We start from the raw sequence: 16,358 nt of genomic DNA, 5'->3' as shown, positions 1-16,358 counted from the left end.
GCTGGTATCATGTTTTCAGACTTCTTTGCGCGGATGTTCTATGGTAAGGTAAATCTATCAAAACAATGGATTTTAATTTAAAGTTTCGATGGATGAATCACGAGGAGGATGTATATTATGAGTAAAACTTGCAGAGCAGCAGTATTAAAAGCAGTGGGAGAAATGGAGATTCAAGAATTTCCAATTCCTGAAATTAAAGATAACGATGCACTATTAAAAGTGGAGATGGTAGGCGTATGCGGATCAGATCCCCATATGTATGAGGGGACCAACACCAACGCTTTTCCGCTGATTATGGGACACGAGATGGTGGGAACCATCGAAGAGATCGGCGAGTACAAAGCAAAGATCAGCGGATGCAAGAAAGGCGACCGAGTGGTCGTTGAGACTCGTTTTGGATGCGGTGTCTGTGAACCCTGCATACAGGGCAAGTATAACCGCTGTGTGGATGGACTTGGCTATGGATTCAGGATACCATGCACAGAGCCGCCGTATTTATGGGGCGCTTACAGCGAATATTTATATCTTCCGGAACGGGCGATTTTACATAAAATCAATGAAGATGTTCCGGCGGAGGCTGCAGTACTGACCTGTGCAGTTCTGGGAGATTCCGTCAACTGGCTGCAGATGATCGGTGGTCTTACTCTGGATGATACAGTCGTAATTATGGGGCCGGGGCAGCAGGGACTTGGCGGAATTGTCGTCGCCAGAGAAGGCGGTGCCAAGAAGGTCATCGTCACCGGTAAAGACCGCGACCAGGAGCGCTTTAAGATGGCAAAACGTCTGGGGGCTGACCACATTATCAATGTAGATAAAGAGGATGTTGTGGCTAAAGTAAGAGAATATACAGGCGGCGCGCTGTGCGACATCGCTTTTGACTGCAGTGGTAACCCGGAGGCTCTGGAACAGTCCACGGAGTTTGTAAAGAAAGGCGCGACCATTGTTACACCGGGGCTTTACGGAGGGAAGAAAACCCCTATCGATTTTGACACGGTTGTTTTCGGTGAACTGCATATTAAGGGAGCGCATACCCATCATATGGGCTCTGTTAAAAAAGCCATCGATATCATCAACAGTAAAAAATACCCGCTGGAGGATTTGGTAACACATAAATACACCCTCGACGAAGCGGAACATGCAGTAAGAGTTACTGGCGGCTGGGTCGAAGGCGAATTCCCGATCAAGGTTGTTATTGAGCCAAACAAATAAACCTGCTGGCATGAAATGAGGGGCATCGCAATGCACTCTGAACATTTGCTTTCGTGCGGTGTCCGGCTTACCTTTTATCCAAACACCAACGTAGTGACATGTGATGTTCCTTAAAATTTATCTTGTATTCCGTTTACCGTTTTTGTATAATGAAAGCAAGAAAGGCGGGACCGATGTCAACGGTCAGCTGTTTTCAGTTAAAAAATAACCGACTTGCTGCGAGAGGCGGTTATTTTTTTATGTATTCGATCAAAATACCTACCACAATACCCACAAAAACGAGCATTAGTGACAAGATTTCAAAATCCGACATAAACTTCGCCCTCCCTTCCAAGATTTCCACAGAGTGGATTCTCATGCAGTTCGGGTAACTTTCCTTCTTCTGAAGGCTAACCGCTTTCGCCGCCGTTTCCTGCCAGATTCATTATAAGACATGCCACTTTAAATTACAATATATTACAGTAAAAAAATACCTTTTGCTTAGTCTGATTCAATGTTCAATGGGAAGAAATCGTTCTGTCATATGTGGCCTGAGGAGGCGTTTGTTTGCTACAGTAAAACAGAAAGGGTCTCCAGCAGTACGGTAAACACGATCTTCTGCTTTCTGTCATAAGGCCATGTGAGAAGATCCTGCTGCTTTAGCCGGATCTGGCCGCATTTTTCTCTTTTTCGCAAATCCTGATGGGTCTGCAGCGCGCCTTGGATTCCGTCTCCGGGCTGCCCCTGGATTCCAATTTCATAGCCGATAAAAGTGGTTTCTCCAGTTGCCGCTAAGACAGCTTCATTGAATTTTTTCACAATTAGCGCCGTTTCTTCCAAAATCCTGACGGCTGTCCGATTATGGTAATCGACCGGTTCACCCAGCAAAGACATCATATGGGTCCGGATCCAGTCCGCCGTATCGTTGAGCTGGCTATGAACGTTCAACACAAGGGAGTAATCATAGCGCTTTCTTCCAAAATCCGGACGGTGCTTTCCTGCCTTTTCATACAGGCGTTCCAGCTCCGTAAACGTTTGGGAAACAGGGTCATTGAGGACATAACCCATTTGCAGATATTCCCTTCCCATAACTGATAGATACTGGATATAATCCTCATCCGTGATGCCCACAAAATCCTGCTGTTCCAGTTTAATGGCAGGATGTCCTTCAAGACTATACTGCCTGACGGCGGATTGCATAGCGTTTTCATTGAGATCGATCAAGGTTATCTCCCGGAAATGGCCGGCCAGCCGGGACAAATCCATGTCATTTCCGCGACCGGCTCCGAAGATGGCCAGCGTCTTACCCTGGTCGCAAGCAGTAATCAGCAGGTTTGTCACCTGTTTCCGATATTCCTCCCACTGATTGAAGGCGTGCTCCCGTACTCTGGAGTTTTGCAGATCATAGTAAAATTTTTCAGCTGATATGGTTTCTCTCATCGTATTCACCTCTACCTTTTCTGCCACTATTATAAAGCCCCGGCGCCACAAAAGGAAAAGGGAGAATATGATAGCGAATTTGGAGTTTTTGATACGAGATGACGTAGCATGTTTTTCGATAGCGGGTATCATTTATTCAGACTTCTCTGACAAATGGGCCTATGGTAAGCTAAATACATCAAAAGAACAATGATTGAATGTTTGAAGAAAATAAGATTCAGAAATGGAGGAAAAACAATGGGAATGAATCGTATTGTATTGACCATTAACGGTGCCGAACGATCCTTGATCTGTGATATGGAAAAGGATACGCTGGCGGACGTTCTTCGCAATCTGGGGTTGACGGGGACAAAAGTCGGGTGCGGAAAAGGGCAGTGCGGCGCCTGCAATGTAATCCTGAACGGCAAACTGACCAGGTCCTGCACCTTAAATATCAAGCGGGTGCCGGAATATAGCCGGGTTGAAACCATAGAGGGTATTGGGACAGCAAACAATCTGCATCCCCTGCAGCTGGCGTGGATCGTATACGGAGGCGTCCAGTGCGGCTTCTGTTCGCCGGGGTTCATCCTATCAGCAAAAGCATTGCTGGAAACAAACCCTTCTCCCACCAGAGAAGAAGTGCGAGACTGGTTCCAGAAAAACAGAAACGCCTGCAGGTGCACCGGCTACAAGCCTTTGGTAGATGGTGTTATGGCAGCGGCGGAAGTTATGCGGGGCGAAAAGACGATGGATGATTTGTACAATATGATTCCGGAAGATCAGGTATTCGATACCCGCTATCCAAAGCCTACTGCATTGGGCAAGGTTCTGGGAACAACTGATTACGGCGACGATATTTCGCTGAAGGTCCCTGACATGCTCCATCTGGCGCCGGTTATGCCGACCATCTCCCACGGGCTTTTAAAGAGCGTCGATACGGCGGCAGCGGAAAAGGCAGAAGGCGTCGTCAAAGTCATTACGGCAAAAGACGTACCAGGTACCAATCGAATCGTATTTCCAATCGGAACCAGCTGGGCGGACGGCGGAGGATCCGAACGGCCGATTATCTGTGATGAAAAGGTATTTCGCCGCGGCGATGTAATCGCACTGGTGGTTGCGGACACCAGAAGACATGCTAGGGATGCGGCAAAGCTGGTTACCGCAGAATATGAACAGCTGCCCGAATATTTGGACGCACTGGATGCGGTTGCGGAGGATGCGCTGGAAATCCATCCGGGAATGCCCAATGAATTCCTGAGAAAAGCCAGATTCCACGGAGAAGACACCAGGCAGACACTTCCCAAATCCGCGCATCAGGTTGAGCTGAGCGTAAGAAACCAGACCCAGCCTCATATGCCCATTGAACCGGATACTGCAAATGCTTATATCGACGGAGACGGCAGGCTGACGATCATGTTCAAAACCCACGCCTTATACATGCAGAAAGGGTTTATCGCTTCGGGTCTGGGAATCGATCCGGAAAACATACGCCTGATCTTAAACCCGTCCGGCGGCTCCTTCGGGTACGCTTTCTCGCCGGGAACCATTGCTCTGGTAGGGTTGGCATCACTTTTGACCGGCAGCCCCTGTACCCTGACCTTCAGCTATGAAGAGCATCAGGCGTTTACCGGAAAAAGGCCGCCTACTTATCAGAATGTACGGATCGGCTGCGACGAAAAGGGAAAAATCACCGCAGCGGAGCTGGATATCCTCTACGATAATGGATGTTATTCTGAAGCAGCCAACAGCGGCGCTTTAGTGCCGACAAAATATTTCATGACTCCATATACAACACCGAGTGCCAGAGTTCTTTCGAGAACGACCTTCTCCAATACCCCGTTCAATACGGCTTACCGATGTCCGGCAGCCGCCAATATGTACACCGGTCAGGAACAGGCTATGGATATGCTGGCGGAAAAAATGGGCATGGACCCGATGGACTTCCGGCTGCTCAACGTATGGCAGGAGGGCGATACCGCCATCTACGGCGAAAAGCCGACCGTATATGTTGCAGAAGGAATTTTCAAGGAAATGAAACCGATCTATGAAAAGCTCAAAAAGCATGCGGCGGAAAATACCACCGAGGAAAAGAAATACGGTGCCGGCGTGGCCTTTGGTTCCTTTAATATCTCCAACAGCGGCGACCATGCGGAAATCGCTCTGGAGCTGAACCCGGACGGTACGGTGACCCATTACAGCACTTGGGAAGATATGGGGCAGGGCGCGGACGTGGGATGTCTTGCTTATACCCACGAAGCCTTAAAGCCGTTAGGTCTCAAACCGGAACAAATTCATATTGTCATGAGCGACACGGACACTTGCCCGGATACGGGGCGTGCGGCGGCCAGCCGGTGTAATCTCATGACCGGACAGGCCACGGACGACGGCGCCAAAAAGATGCTGGACGCTATGCGCAAGGAAGATGGCACCTATAGGACGTATGATGAGATGGTGGCGGAGGGTCTACCAACAAGATTTGTAGGTGCCTTTACCCAGCCGGTTAACGAAAAGCTCAACGAAAACGACGGCTTCGGCAAATTCCCGCCTGACCAGAGTTACGCAGGATTTGTTTGCGAAGTGGAAGTGGATGCTGCCACCGGTAAGACGAAAGTCATCGCCATGCACTGCGTATCCGATGTGGGCAAGGTGACCAACTGGCTGTCCCTGGAAGGTCAGGCTTTCGGCGGTATGATGCATTCCATCGGTTATGCGCTGAGCGAAAATTATTATGACTTTAAAAAACATAACAACCTGATTGGCTCGGGATTCCCCTTCATTAAAGATATTCCTGATGGAGAGAACTTCACCCTCACCAACCTGGAGACAGTCAGAGACTATGCGGCCTTTGGCGGTACGGGAATATCGGAAGGATATCAGTCAGCGGGCCATGTAGCAGTCTTAAATGCATTATATGCGGCAGTGGGCGTGCGGATCGGCATGCTGCCGGCTACACCGGATAAAGTCAAGGCGGCAATGGAAGCAAAGGCAAATGGTACTTACAAGGAACAGGAGCCATTCTTCTTTGGAAAGGACTTCCATGAATATCTGGACTATATCAAGGCTCATCCGAGAATCGAATATAAAGGAGCTGTCGTACATCACTAAGGATTGCGGCTGGCTGCGGAATTAAGAAAGAGCTGCTGCGCGAACTGCTTTGCGCAGCAGTGTATTTGTGTTCTGGGATGCCGTGCGAAAGCAAGTTTTACGGAGGTACATATGGATTTTTACCAACTCATTGAGGACGGAAAGAAAAAATGTCTCAGGGATTCACCAGCTCCATGCTCCCATGCCTGTCCACTGGGGATGGATGTACGGGATTTCATCAAAAAATTTCGCAGCGGATTGATATCGGCGGCGTATAAAACCTTTAGCCAGTCTGCGGTGCTGCCGGGGGTCGTCTGCCACATTTGCGGGGAGCCTTGCAAAAACGATTGCGTGCGAAAAGAGATCGACGAAGCGGTATCTTTGAAAGGTCTCGAACGTTTTTGTTGGCAGCAGGCACATGGACAGCCGAAAAAAACCTATTATATCCGCGAAAAGAAAGAAAGGATCTTGATCTGTGGCGGTGAGATAGGGGAACTGGTCTGCGCCGTTAAGCTGGCTCGCCGGGGCTATCCGGTGGATCTGGCGGTAAAGGGCAATCAGCTGGGCGGGTCCTTGTGGGACCTGGATCATGAGGTTTTGCCCCCACAGGTTCTGGAGGAAGATTTGAATGAAATCCTGGAGGAAAAGTATATTCATGTACTCTGGCGCACATCGGAGATCCCTTCCCAAATGCTGCCTGAATATGACGCGATTCTTTTATCTGAGGAGGATTACGGAATCAACAGTGAAACCTTGAGGGACAGCAAAGTATTCAAGATAAAACAGGAAGGATCCCCACTTGAGAATATTCATCAAGGCAATCAGTTGTCCTATCAAATTGAAGAATACGTGAAAATTCATAAGGTGTTCATGACGCAAACATCTAAAAGCGCAGAACCATATGCGCCTGATCCAGCCGGCCTTGAGAAAAAAGCGAGGACCCTTCCGGCCGATGAAGCCCATTGGACACGGGATGAGGCTATGGCGGAGGCGGAGCGGTGCATCCAGTGCCAGTGCAGCCTTTGCTCCGATGTCTGCCCGATGATGCAGCATTATCATGAAGACTATAAGCAGCTGGCTTCGGCGGTTCTGGATACGGTGGAAGCCCAGGAGATTGACAGAAAGCGGGGACTTTACCCGTTGATGTCCTGCCTGCAATGCGGCGCATGCGAACAGGTGTGTCCGGTAAACATCGACACCAGGAGACTCTGCCTTTCTTCCAGGCGAATGATTCATAAGAAGAAAATTCTTCCCCAGGCTCACTATCATTTCTGGCTGATGGATATGCGTCATGCCAACGATCAAGCAGAGCTTCTGATTCCGGCCGCAGGGAGCAGCAGGTATGTTTATTTCCCCGGCTGTCAGATGGGAGCATCTTATCCCGAATACGTGGAGCATTCTTATGATTGGCTGCGGCAGCTTTATGGGGATCAGGTGGCATTGTGGAACCGCTGCTGCTGCGCACCGGCATATTGGTGCGGCAATGAAGTTTTATATACAGAGGAAACACAGGAAATTCGCAGCAAATGGCTTGAATGGGGAAAGCCGGCCTTTATTTTGTCCTGCCCTACCTGTATGGAACAGTTTCAGGCTCATTTCCCGGAGATTGAGGTAGTTTCCTTATGGTCGCTGCTGGCTGGAAACATGGAGCAAAAGGAACCCAGGAACCAGAAATTCGCCATCTTCGATTCCTGCGCAGCCAGAAAAGATGACCAGCTGCTGCAGGATATCCGTAAAATCGTTTCTTTGGCAGGTTACGAGGGAATCGAATTGAGCAAGAATAAGGAACATGCTCAGTGCTGCGGATACGGCGGTCTTGTTTATTCCACAAATCCTCAGTTGGTGGAGAACGTGATTGCTGAAAACAGCCAGCAGGAAAGCTGCCCCTTTGTCACTTACTGTACCAACTGCATGGATAGCTTTCGATTAAGCAAAAAAGACGCTCGCTTTATCTTTGATCTGGCCTTCGAGATACAGCCGCAGCAGCAGGTGCCCGACTTGACCGGCCGCCGCCAAAATCGTATGAGCTTGAAATACCGCCTTCAGAAAAAATACTTGCATATAGAAAGAATGGAGGAAAGCATGGCTTATGAGACGATCAGTCTGAGGATGGGTGAAGAAACAAAACGCAGTATCAACAAACAGCTTTTGCTTGAAGACGATATTCAGCAGGTGATTGGTTATGCGGAAGAAAACAGCCTTTATCTATACGATGGGGATACAAAGGAACATATCGCGCACAAACAGACGGGATTCATCACCATCTGGGTCAGATATAAGGCCCTGGGTGACGATGTTTACCAAATCAGCAGCGTGTATTTTCACCGTGTAAAGCTGAAGGGAGAACAAAATGACGGAGAGTAAAAAGGAACGAATCTTTTGCGGAAAATGCAAAGTCGAGTTAGTCCTGAAAAAGACGGATTTTCAGTATATGCGCTTTACCTTTAACCACCAGGTTCCGGTGTGCCCGGTCTGCGGGCAGGTCTATCTTTCGGAAGAACTGGTGAACGAGAAGGTCAAGGAGCTGGAGAAAAATTTTGAAGAAAAATAAGTTAGGAGAATCAAAAAAATGAACAAAACCAGTGCTGCGAAAGAAAGTAAATATCCTTGGGCGGTCTGCGCCGCATGTGCGATGGTGTTTTTTACCAGCATCGGCATGACGCCGGGAACTTTTTCCGTACATGCGCCCTTTATGATCGACCAGTGGGGCCTTACCAATGTCCAGAATTCAACGATTGTCTCGGTAAGGACTTTCGTTGGCCTGGTTACGATGTTTTTTTGCGGGGCGTACTACAAAAAACTATCGCTGCGGATGGGCATGACTCTGGGCGTTCTTCTGGGCGCGATTGGTTTTGGTGTTTTTGCTTTTGCAGATACCTTTGCTATGGGCTGCGTGGCAGCCGTATTTACCGGGGCTTGTTATGGATTTGCCGGTTCGATTCCGGTTTCTATGATTCTGGTGGCTTGGTTCAACCGGCATCGTATGCTCGCTATGAGCATCAGTTTTGCGGCATCGGGCTTTGCAGCCATGCTCGTTCCGCCCATCGCTACCTATCTGATTCTGCGATTCTCCCTGCGAACCGCTTTTTTATGTGAGGGCATCTTTGTCCTGATTATGGCAGCGCTGGCTTATGCTATCCTGCGGGATAAACCGGAAGATTTAGGTCTATTGCCTCTTGGCGGCAGTGAAGAACTTGAAGAAAAAAAGGAAAAGAAAAGGGTAAAACATTTGGAACAATATGCTCCCAATAAAGTCAGCCTGGCCTTGATGTTTGTCGTCACGTTTTTGATCGGCGCCATGAATTACACTGCATATAATCATTTCAGTGTGCTTTATTCAACATCGGGATGGGATGCCCAATCAATCGCCCTTTTGATGTCCCTGGCCGGGTGTTCACTGCTCTTGGGAAAAGTCCTGTGCGGACAGCTGATCGATCTTTTTTCTGCCAGAAAGACAGCTTTTGTCTTTTTTGGATTCACCTTCATATCCATGATTATGGCTGCAATGGCAGCAAATCCCAACTTTGGGCTTCACATAGCTACCATGCTGATTTACGGCCTTGGAGGCGTTCTGGCGACAACCGGCATCTCCGCTTATGCTCTGGATTTGTCCACAAAAGAAACATACGGCGATGTGGTGCGGTACAGCTATGTGATCTATGGCGCAAGCGGGGTAGTCTGCAGCTTTGGTATGGGCCTGATCGCCGATCTTACAGGCAGCTATGTTCCGGCGTATATCGCCTTGGCCGCACTGACGATCCTGGCCTTTATTCTGCTCCAGACTGCTTATCGGCTGGCTGCGAAGATATAAGATTGTGCCCGGCTACGCTTCAAGAAATCTGGATTCCAACAGCGGCGAGGCTTTGAGAACGCGGCCGGCGGCAAATTGGTCATCGAACAGCCAGTCCTTTAACTCGTGATTTTCGAGGATCAGCGGCATGCGGTGGTGAATGGGCGCCATAGACGCATTGGCCCCGGTTGTCAAAATGACAAACCTTAGCTGGTCCTCATACGCGTTGAATAGGCCAGCCATATATACCGAATTTTTCCCGGGCAATGTAAAATAATATTTATCCTTGCCTTTGCCGGTTTCTTGTTTCTTCCATTCGTAAAATCCGGTGGAAGGGATGATGCATCTTTTGCTTTTCAGGGGATAGGCAAACGTCTTTTTTTCTGCTGCCGTTTCGCTGCGGGCATTGATAATCAGACCTTTTCCATCCCAGCGCGGAAATCCCCAGGCGAGTAAATCCGCATCAATTTTTTGGCCCTGGCCCACCAAAATCGGCACTCGGTTATCAGGGTAAATGTCGCCGGACGGGCAGGAACCTTTGCCGTATTTTTCTTCGATCATTCTGACCACCCGGTTCATTTCCCGATATTCTTCACTTGTATAAAAGGTATATCTTCCGCACATAAATTCTTTCCTTTCTTTTCTCCACAGGCGGGCGATTCAATCACCATGCTAGGAGCAACTATCCTAAAACGATTTTTTTATCAGGAATTAAGATAATCTGACGGTTCTTTTTCTTGTTATGTAAACTAACACAATAAGAAAGTCTCATTAGTTTGAGAAAGCTATCGTCATTTTGCCACATATCCGCCATCGACCATGAGGGTTGTACCAGTGATGAAAGAAGCCGCATCAGATGCCAGGAACAAATAGGCTTCCGCAACTTCAGTGGCTTGGCCCATTCGTCCAATCGGATGGAGCTTTGCGAACTCTGAACAATATTCATCTATAGTCTGCCCGTTTTGACGGGCATCATCCTCTGCCATTTCAGTAAGAATATATCCGGGAGCAACGGCATTGACGCGGATTTGAAAGCCTTGCTCTCCGCAGTATAAAGCAGCACAGCGGGTCATGGACTGTACCGCGGCCTTGGTGGCGCTGTAGCCGAAGAAGTTGCTGTCTCCTACGACGCCATCAACAGAAGCGGTACTTACGATTGCTCCTGGCTTACCGTTTTCTGCGATGGCTGCAATTCCAAACTGCATGCCGTAATATACGCCGGTCTGATTGGTGGCGATCATTTTGTTCCATGTTTCATCGGTGATTTCCCCTAAATTTTCGCGAAAACTGATGCCTGCGTTGTTAATCACAATATTCAATTCACCGAATGTTTCTTTTGTGAAAGCGATAGTGCGCTCCCAGCTTTTTCGGTCTGTCACGTCCAATCTGCAAAATGCTGCTGAGCCGGGAAACCTGCTGTTCAGCCCAGCCGCCAAATTGCTTCCGTCATTTTCATTTCTCCCGCACAGAACGACCTTTGCGCCTTCTGATGCGAAAAGCTCTGCTGTTACTTTTCCGATTCCTTTTGTCGCGCCTGTAATTAAGGCTGTTTTTCCTTCTAGTCTGTTCAATTTATTCAGCTCCTTCCTTTTAACTGACATTATAAGGGGCTTTGCGTAGAAAGATCAAGCTTCTGAAGCAAGAAAACTCCATTGTCCGTCTCCCTGTTCAACCAAATTGACATAGAAATACTACGGATGCTTCCCATAATGAGGTTTGTGCAGGAATCCCCGTTGATCCCGACTCTGCTGATGATCCTCTTCCATCCAGGTCTGAATTTTTTTACTCTTCAACACATCAAAGGGTTAAAACAAGCAATGCATTATAATTTGCTCTGAGGAGATGATGCACAAAACGGATACTAAAAGAAGCAGGAGTAGTGTGGAATGGACGGTGCTTTTTTGAAATGATCCGGGGTTTTAATGAAAAGGGCGTTGAAGGTGGTGAGGATGAGGCATTTTGCCGGCGCATAATTGAACTATAATTGAAAAGTTTAGTCAGCGGCTGTGAATAGTTGTATGTTGCTTTTGCGCGATGGTGGGCTTGACTCATATATATTTAAAAAGTAAAATATATAAAATTGAACTTGAGGGGAAGATACAGGTGAAAGTTTTAGCAAATCATTAGACATAATGCGCATTTTTGAAAGAAAAAGATAAATTGTGAGAGAGTGTGAGAGGGTGAGAGCAAGGCATGATTTTTTTCATAGCTTCAAGAGAAGAAAGGCGAGACTAATTGCTGGCATTGATGGTTTGGGAAATTTTTGTGGGATGTAAAAGTATACTTGGAAGATTTGTTTTGATGGCGGGATTGTCGACCTGCGATCGTGTAAAAAGGGCCGGGGGTCGACAATGCTTGAATTAAAAAGAGCTAGATATGTAATAAACAACTTTCGTGCAGCTAATAATGCGACATTTGAGGTGTTAAAACATAGGTCGACAAAAAAGGTGATGAAAAGCGTTGGTAATAGCCGACTTTAGGGCGGCGGATTAAATAAGTACCAGATTGGAATATAAATTCTCATCGTCAGGAAGTGTAGAAGCTGCATCGCTTATTAAATAAGTACCAGATTGGAATATAAATGCAGGTAGATTTTTGCATCTGATTCTTTGGCTCGGAATTAAATAAGTACCAGATTGGAATATAAATGCATTTTAAAAGAGGGCGTTCGTGATCCAATTATATATTAAATAAGTACCAGATTGGAATATAAATGACGTTTTGAAGCGTCGATGATCTTTATACCCAATATTAAATAAGTACCAGATTGGAATATAAATTTGGCGGAGGCCTGATGGTGATCAAGAGCGCTTTAAATTAAATAAGTACCAGATTGGAATATAAATCGGTCAAAGCTTTGGAAGATCAATACCTGAACACGAATTAAATAAGTACCAGATTGGAATATAAATGAAGAAATTATTTTAAAAGAAGAGTAAGAAAGAAGAATTAAATAAGTACCAGATTGGAATATAAATCAGTAGTTTCTTTTACACTTTCGGTTGTGGCTTCGCCATTAAATAAGTACCAGATTGGAATATAAATAAGTAAGGGTTATAGTATAAGCGAATATCGTGCTCTATTAAATAAGTACCAGATTGGAATATAAATCATAATAAGGAGGGCGGGCTTGCCACCGCTCCCCGATTAAATAAGTACCAGATTGGAATATAAATACGGCTTGGCGATTGCCTGGGGCGGCGAACAGAAAAATTAAATAAGTACCAGATTGGAATATAAATTTTTAATCTCGTTGTCCTCTGAAAAAAAGCACTGCACATTAAATAAGTACCAGATTGGAATATAAATTATCAATGGGTGCTGTCTTGGGACGCTGAATGAGATCATTAAATAAGTACCAGATTGGAATATAAATGGATGTAAAAGAGGCCATGTCGGAGCGAATATGGGATTAAATAAGTACCAGATTGGAATATAAATAGACTTATACGGCGGAAGAAATGAGTGCGGAAATTGATTAAATAAGTACCAGATTGGAATATAAATTGCCACCCCATCCACACGCTTAAGGGTATCCGCTGTCATTAAATAAGTACCAGATTGGAATATAAATTTGCTTATGAACCTCAATTTCTGCCAGCACGATATCAATTAAATAAGTACCAGATTGGAATATAAATAAATCAAAGTGTGGCAACTCTGCCTTTACAGAAATGATTAAATAAGTACCAGATTGGAATATAAATTGAAAGTTTCTGCATTGCCCTACAATCAAAATTCAATTAAATAAGTACCAGATTGGAATATAAATGAAGAGTGGGCCTGGTGTCCACTACGCCTTATGCGAAATTAATAAGTACCAGATTGGAATATAAATGTGAAGATATCGTTCCTTATTTTTATAGAACGCCCCAATTAATAAGTACCAGATTGGAATATAAAGTTTTTATACCACCACCCCGTTTATCGTATCTAGTACAATTAATAAGTACCAGATTGGAATATAAATAAAGGCAAAAATATTGAATAGTACAAGCAGACATAAATTAATAAGTACCAGATTGGAATATAAAATCCGGTATCTGTCACACGATCAATTAGTCCTTGCTGCATTAAATAAGTACCAGATTGGAATATAAAGGGGACAACGTGAGTTGCTTGAGGAGCCGGGAAAGTGATTTACTAGTACTAGTTTAGTTAGAACAAAACTTAGATTGAATGGTGTGATAAGTTACAGGGTTGTTATAATTGAATTAATCATAGACTCATGTATAAAAAATTGTATAGGCGGTATTAATATAGGATTATGTCAAGTGTCCTTATGTACTACAGAACTGAATATTATTTTATACGATGAAACCTATGCGCTCACTATGTTAGCTGGTATTTCTGGTATAAAATCTGCCTTGCAGTTCGCCTGCGACTCGCTGGTTAGAATGTTTTATAATGTTCTCCATTACGTGCGGTGTTAACATGACACTAAGTATTGTGAAACGTACTCGGCTTGCAAGATTATAACTTGCAGACAAATTAGTTTGATGTTGCCGCAAGGTCCAAAAATAAATGAAGAGTGTTCGACATGGTCCATATATTTAAACGCATATATTGCATAATTCCCTTTGACAAAGTAAAATATAGGAAAACAGAGGAGAAGAAGATTATGTCTGCGGAGAATTTAAGAAAGTTACTGAACATAATATGCACTGAAGCTACCACGATTGTTGGTTCAGACCTTGAAGAAATCATTTTATATGGTTCATACGCGCGTGGCGATTTTGATAGCGAATCAGATATAGACATTGCGCTCATTGTCAAGACAAACAGAACAGATTCCGTGAAATATCGTAAGGAAATTGTAAATTTGATGAGCGATTTGAGCCTTGATTTTGACGTGCTTGTAAGTATTTCCTGCATTCCACGAAATGATTTTGATAGGTATAAAGAAGTGCTCCCCTATTACAGAAATATTAATTGTGAGGGGGTGAGGTTAAGTGCATGATGATTTGGCTGTGACGCTTGCTAAATATAGGTTAGATCGTTCCAAAGAATTGATAATGGATGCGAGGCGGTTATATGAGGCAGCTAGCTATAAGAGCGGAAATAATAGGGCGTACTATGCGATCTTTTATGCAATGCGCGCGATCATCGCTTTGGACGGCGTTGACTTTAAAAAGCATTCTGGGGTAATTCAATATTTCCAGAGAGAGTATGTGAAGACTGGGAAGTTTAAGAGGGAGTATTCGCAGATCATTATGGAAGCAAATGAAATCAGGAATGCCAGCGATTATGATGATTTTTATATAGCCTCGAGAGAAGAAACGAAAAAGCAAATCGATGGTGCGGAAAAATTTTATACGGCAGTAAAAGTGTACTTAGAAGAAATCTTTTAATGGTGAAAACTGTCGACCTGTGATCGTGTAAAAAGGGCCGGGGGTCGACAATGCTTGAGTTATAAAGAGCCTGGCCCGTAATGACCAACTTCCGTGCACCAGTAATATGATGACTAAGGTAAAAAATCGTAGGTCGACAAAAAAGGTGTTGAAAAGTGTTGATATTAGCCGACTTTAGGGCGGCGGACTAAATAAGTACCAGATTGGAATATAAAGTACTTGAGGGGTACTGACAAATAAGCTGTTTGGTAAACTAAATAAGTACCAGATTGGAATATAAAGAAAGCAGCGCAGGCAAACCGTAAAACTGTTGAAAAACTAAATAAGTACCAGATTGGAATATAAAGGCTACAAAGTTTATTTTATAATTCCGCCTAATTTTGCACTAAATAAGTACCAGATTGGAATATAAAGGGTGTTCTGCCTCTTTTATAAGTGATCTCAATTTTTTACTAAATAAGTACCAGATTGGAATATAAAGTTTTTGTTACGCCTTTAACCATGTCTCGAAATGTTGACTAAATAAGTACCAGATTGGAATATAAAGCCGCCAAAATCGCAAGGATGATGATAAATAAGGTAATACTAAATAAGTACCAGATTGGAATATAAAGAGATGTGTTGTTTACCGTCAACCGTGATGGTCGGACTAAATAAGTACCAGATTGGAATATAAAGATTCTCCAGCTCTAACAGCTTTTTTTGTAGTTCTGCACTAAATAAGTACCAGATTGGAATATAAAGTTGTTTGTCGTATTCTATCCGGTAAAATTTGATTCGACTAAATAAGTACCAGATTGGAATATAAAGTTTCGACAATCGCTTTATTATGGTTGAGGGAGGACTACTAAATAAGTACCAGATTGGAATATAAAGATAATTCGGCTGCACCTTCATTTGCTTGCCATTCAATACTAAATAAGTACCAGATTGGAATATAAAGGCAGGTGGCTATGTCTGTAAGATTGTCGGAATTGTAGACTAAATAAGTACCAGATTGGAATATAAATGTGTAGGGCAACCGGTTTCAGCTGTAACAAGCTGTTACTAAATACAAGCTCCTGCTCAGCCATGCCGTCCAGTTCATCCGGTTTCAGCTGTAACAAGCTGTTACTAAATAAGTACCAGATTGGAATATAAATTAATAATTCCTTTCTCCCTTTCGGGTATAAAAATAGAACTAAATAAGTACCAGATTGGAATATAAATGCGTCAGTTTAACGAGATAAACGGTTCCATCGGTCAGACTAAATCAGTACCAGATTGGAATATAAATATTTCAAGATATTTCGGAACGTGAGACTCTCAAAAGAACTAAATAAGTACCAAATTGGAATATAGAGCTTCTTTTTTCGACAATCAGCAGGGTTTCTTGATGCATTGAATAAGTGCTATATTGGAAAGTAAGGATAGAAATCTAAAATAGTATTATATAGCATGCGAAGCGTTGGACAAAAATATCCTGTAAGTTTAACAAATAAATACAATTTTTCAATATAATAAATTATCTATATAATATTTTGCTT

The 16,358-nt window shown here is 44.4% G+C and carries 10 protein-coding genes and 2 CRISPR repeat arrays; of the genes, 7 read left to right on the top strand and 3 right to left on the bottom strand.

What is annotated here, in order from left to right:
* Nucleotides 1–117: 117 nt before the first annotated feature.
* A complete protein-coding gene (locus LG211_RS10765) occupies nucleotides 118–1,209 on the top strand; it encodes a zinc-dependent alcohol dehydrogenase (protein ID WP_269477497.1) in 1,092 nt (363 codons plus the stop codon).
* A gap of 549 nt (nucleotides 1,210–1,758) precedes the next feature.
* Here LG211_RS10765 and LG211_RS10760 read toward each other — a convergent pair.
* On the bottom strand, nucleotides 1,759–2,628 hold the full coding sequence (locus LG211_RS10760; RefSeq protein WP_269477496.1) for a hypothetical protein: 870 nt from the start codon (nucleotides 2,626–2,628) through the stop codon (nucleotides 1,759–1,761).
* A 237-nt stretch (nucleotides 2,629–2,865) separates the two neighbouring features.
* On the opposite strand from LG211_RS10760, the gene LG211_RS10755 reads away from it, so the two are divergent.
* From LG211_RS10755 to LG211_RS10740, 4 genes are read left to right on the top strand one after another with little or no spacing between them, the layout of a single operon-like run.
* The gene (locus LG211_RS10755) at nucleotides 2,866–5,712 is read left to right on the top strand and encodes a molybdopterin-dependent oxidoreductase (protein WP_269477495.1); all 2,847 of its coding nucleotides are present in this window, start codon (nucleotides 2,866–2,868) and stop codon (nucleotides 5,710–5,712) included.
* Nucleotides 5,713–5,715: 3 nt separating this feature from the next.
* Nucleotides 5,716–8,055 (top strand): pyridine nucleotide-disulfide oxidoreductase/dicluster-binding protein, encoded by a 2,340-nt coding sequence (locus LG211_RS10750; RefSeq protein WP_417448601.1) that lies wholly within the window; start codon nucleotides 5,716–5,718, stop codon nucleotides 8,053–8,055.
* Nucleotides 8,042–8,242, top strand: a complete 201-nt coding sequence (locus LG211_RS10745) for a DUF7479 domain-containing protein (RefSeq protein ID WP_148396280.1) — start codon at nucleotides 8,042–8,044, stop codon at nucleotides 8,240–8,242. The genes LG211_RS10750 and LG211_RS10745 overlap by 14 nt, the downstream gene beginning before the upstream one ends.
* A gap of 18 nt (nucleotides 8,243–8,260) precedes the next feature.
* Nucleotides 8,261–9,502, top strand: a complete 1,242-nt coding sequence (locus tag LG211_RS10740; RefSeq protein WP_269477493.1) for an MFS transporter — start codon at nucleotides 8,261–8,263, stop codon at nucleotides 9,500–9,502.
* Nucleotides 9,503–9,514: 12 nt separating this feature from the next.
* Here LG211_RS10740 and LG211_RS10735 read toward each other — a convergent pair whose 3' ends face one another.
* Both LG211_RS10735 and LG211_RS10730 read right to left on the bottom strand, forming a co-directional pair.
* Complete coding sequence (locus LG211_RS10735; RefSeq protein ID WP_269477492.1) at nucleotides 9,515–10,105, bottom strand: SOS response-associated peptidase; 591 nt, start codon at nucleotides 10,103–10,105, stop codon at nucleotides 9,515–9,517.
* Between the two features lie 167 nt (nucleotides 10,106–10,272).
* Nucleotides 10,273–11,052 carry an SDR family NAD(P)-dependent oxidoreductase gene (locus LG211_RS10730; RefSeq protein ID WP_269477491.1) on the bottom strand — a complete coding sequence of 260 codons (780 nt, stop codon included), beginning with the start codon at nucleotides 11,050–11,052 and terminating at the stop codon, nucleotides 10,273–10,275.
* Between the two features lie 917 nt (nucleotides 11,053–11,969).
* Nucleotides 11,970–13,583: direct repeats of the CRISPR family, unit length 30 nt; unit sequence ATTAAATAAGTACCAGATTGGAATATAAAT.
* Between the two features lie 519 nt (nucleotides 13,584–14,102).
* Here LG211_RS10730 and LG211_RS10725 point away from each other — a divergent pair.
* Complete coding sequence (locus LG211_RS10725; RefSeq protein ID WP_253019977.1) at nucleotides 14,103–14,441, top strand: nucleotidyltransferase domain-containing protein; 339 nt, start codon at nucleotides 14,103–14,105, stop codon at nucleotides 14,439–14,441.
* Nucleotides 14,434–14,832 carry a HEPN domain-containing protein gene (locus LG211_RS10720; protein WP_253019976.1) on the top strand — a complete coding sequence of 133 codons (399 nt, stop codon included), beginning with the start codon at nucleotides 14,434–14,436 and terminating at the stop codon, nucleotides 14,830–14,832. The genes LG211_RS10725 and LG211_RS10720 overlap by 8 nt, the downstream gene beginning before the upstream one ends.
* Nucleotides 14,833–15,018: 186 nt before the next feature.
* A CRISPR array of direct repeats spans nucleotides 15,019–15,842; the repeat unit is 30 nt; unit sequence ACTAAATAAGTACCAGATTGGAATATAAAG.
* Between the last annotated feature and the right edge of the window lie 516 nt (nucleotides 15,843–16,358).

The sequence above is a fragment of the Hominibacterium faecale genome, assembly GCF_020734085.1.
Classification (GTDB): Bacteria; Bacillota; Clostridia; order Peptostreptococcales; family Anaerovoracaceae; genus Hominibacterium; species Hominibacterium faecale.
Note: the sequence above shows the minus strand (reverse complement) of the source record. Positions and strands in the feature narration are given on the sequence as shown.